The sequence below is a fragment of the Gordonibacter pamelaeae 7-10-1-b genome, from assembly GCF_000210055.1.
Classification (GTDB): Bacteria; Actinomycetota; Coriobacteriia; order Coriobacteriales; family Eggerthellaceae; genus Gordonibacter; species Gordonibacter pamelaeae.
In genome coordinates this window covers 192,513-195,576 of sequence record NC_021021.1, presented here as the reverse complement: position 1 = coordinate 195,576, position 3,064 = coordinate 192,513, and the positions used below count along the sequence as shown (strand labels likewise).

The following is a 3,064-nucleotide window of genomic DNA, read 5'->3' as shown; positions in this document are numbered from 1 at the left end:
CCGCCAAGGCGGCGCCCGTCGGGGGCACGGTGGCCGACCCAGACGCCCTGGCCTCCGTCGTGAACGGCGGCGCGTCGGTGGAGCTCAGCCCGGTCCAAGGCGCCCTTTCGGAGGATAATCCCGTCGCGGTGGCCTTCGAGCTTGCGCCCGAAGGCGAGGAGGCTCCCCTGATCGGCGGCATGACCGTCGAGGCGCCCAGCGATAACGCCATCGAGGGCGGTTATGTCGAGTATGACTACGTTGGGGCCGGTGGGGAAGAGCTGACGGGAAGGGCGAACCTTGTCTCGGCGCCGGCGCCGGCGCCCTTCCTCCGCTCCCGCGCCGCATCGGCTGCCACGGCCACGGTGGATGCGGGCGGCGCCATCGTCATCGACTTCGGCGGCCAGATCGCCGTGAAGAAGGTCACGCTCACCATCACGAAGACCTCCGGCAGCAACAACCTCGCCGAGATCTCCAAGGTGGAGTTCCTGAACAACATGGAGGACCGCATCCCCGAGCCGGACCTGAGCGTTCCGGGGAGCCTGGCGGCCGTCGCCGGCAGCAAGAAGTTCACCGTCTCGTGGGGCGCCTGCACCAACGTGACGGGCTACGAGCTCTCCCTCACCGCCCCCGGCAAGGACGGCGCCGCCGTCACGGAGGTCAAGCGCACCACCGCCACCTCCCTTACCCTCGCCTCCTTCAACGGCGGCAAGATCAAGAACGGCACCGTGTTCCACGTGAAGGTGCGCTCCGCCAACGGCGAATGGCGCAGCCCCTGGTCGGAAGAGGTCGAGGTGACGCCCAAGGCCGAGAAGGCGCCCGATGCCCCCGAGAACCTCGCGCTCACGGGCACCTATCGCGGCATCAGCGCCAGCTGGAAGAACATGGAGGACACCGATTCCTACCACCTGTTCTACCGCGAGAAGGCCGACGGTGCCGGATCTTACACGGAGATCGAGGGCATCGCGTCGTCATCGTATCAGCTGACGGGCCTGAAGGACGACACAGAATACGAGGTGTACGTGGTGGGCGTCAACGAGATAGGGAAGAGCGGTCCCTCGCTTGTGGCGGTGGCCCGCACAGCGAACGTCAACCCTGCCCAGCTTCCGGCGTATCGCCAGATCAACACGAAGGACACCGACGGGCGCTACCTGAGCCATATCGTTTCGGCAACGTACGGTCGCGGCACCATGGTGGACAGCCCGCTCGATGCCGCCTCGGGCACCGCGAAGAGCGCGCTCGGGCTCTTCGACGACAGCTACACGTCGTACTTGCAGGTGAACGACTGGGACGAGGGCGGTTACTACCCTGGCCCCAACAAGGGCGTCACCGTGACGTTCGACGAACCGCAGGAGCTCGGCATGGTCTCGTTCGCCGAGGTGCAGGACGGCGTGCCGTTCGGCAAGGTCAACATCAGCTACGTCGACGAGGGCGGCGCGTGGAAGACCGCCGACGCGTCCATGCAGATGCGCACGGGCGCAAACGGCCGCAAGTACGCCTTGGCGAAGCTGGCCGCGCCCGTCACCGCCACGAAGGTGAAGGTCGGCGCCGGGCGCGCCTGGTCGGCCCCGAACGTCGTCATCGCCGAGATGCGCTTCCATGCCTACGACAGCCTCGAGGCCGACATCATGGCGCTTTACGCCGATGACCTGCACCTCGAGCTCAAAGACGACGTGACGGCCGCCTCCATCGACGTGCTGCAGCAGCGCCTAGACACGCCAGATGCGGCGAGCGGCGAGTTCCACCCGTACCGCACGGCGCTCCAGGCCGAGCTCGATGCCGCGCGCAAGCTGCTGGCCACCGAGGGCCTCGAGGGCACGGTGCACGTGCACAACGGCATCTCCGCGAAGCGCGACAGCTCGCGCAACCTGGGAATCGGCGGCCTCAACGCCTGGCAGCCGCTCGGTGCGGCAGCGGCGGCCGGCGACGAGATCGTCGTCTACGCCGGCGCCGCCGGCAAGGCTACGGGAAGCAGCGCCCCGCTGCGCCTCGTGCTGTCGCAGCAGCATGCCGAAGGCGGCGCCACGAAGGTGCTGGCCACGCTCAAGGCCGGCCGCAACGAGATCACCGTCCCGCAGCTCTCCTCGCTCGACTTCGAGAAGGGCGGCCAGCTCTACGTCGAGTACACCGGCGCGTCGGACGCCGAGCACTGGGGCGTGCGCGTGAGCGGCGCGACCGCCGTGCCCGCGCTCGACCTCTACCAGGTGGCCGACCCCGCCGAGCGCCTTGCGCGCACGACGGCCTACCTGGAGAAGCTGGAGGCCCACGTGGGCGGGCTCGCGCAGTTCCACGAAGAGCACCACGCCAAGGGCGGCAACGCCAGCGTGCACTACGCCTACGACGAGAAGAACTGCATCGCCAACGCCACCGACATCATGCTCGACCAGATGATGTGCTCGGTGCCGGCCCAGCAGATCCTTGCCGACGCGGGCGGGGGCTCCACGGAGGCGCGCGCCGAGCGGCTGCTGGCCTCCTTCGATGCCATGGACCAGATGATGGAGCTGTTCTACCAGCACAAGGGCCTCACGAACTCGTTCGAGAAGAACACCCCCGCCGCGGTGGTCAAGGCGAACTCGCTTCCCTCGCAGCATCTCAACATCCGCTATGCGCGCATGTTCGCAGGCGCGTTCATGTACGCGGCCGGCAACCACATCGGCATCGAGTGGGGCTCGGTGCCGGGCCTGGCGCAAGGCGCGCCCTACGTGCTCGACGGGGACGGTGCGAGGGTGTCCGGCAGCCTGTTCGGCTGGGGCATCGGGCATGAGATCGGGCACAACATCAACCAGAGCCAGTACGCCGTGGCCGAGGTCACGAACAACTACTTCGCGCAGCTCGCCAGCACCAAAGAGACCAACGCCTCGGCGCGCTTCAAGTACGCCGACGTGTACGACCGCGTGACCTCGGGAGACGAGGGGCGCACGGGCAGCGTGTTCACGCAGCTGGCCATGTACTGGCAGCTGCGCCTGGCCTACGATGCGGGCGGCGCGTACGAGACGTACGAAACCTACCAGGACCTGCTCGCGAACCGCTTCTTCGCCCGCGTGGACAGCTACGCCCGCGCGCCCCTGACGGCGCCCGCGCCCGG

1 protein-coding gene and 1 pseudogene are annotated in these 3,064 nt (G+C 68.2%); both read left to right on the top strand.

The features are described from left to right. Nucleotides 1-179: 179 nt before the first annotated feature. Nucleotides 180-989 (top strand): annotated as a pseudogene (locus GPA_RS20565) (discoidin domain-containing protein); the annotation flags it as partial. 579 nt (nt 990-1,568) lie between these two features. After that, nucleotides 1,569-3,064, top strand: a 1,496-nt coding sequence (locus GPA_RS20560; RefSeq protein ID WP_414735670.1) for a M60 family metallopeptidase, incomplete at its 3' end; no start/stop codon positions are given.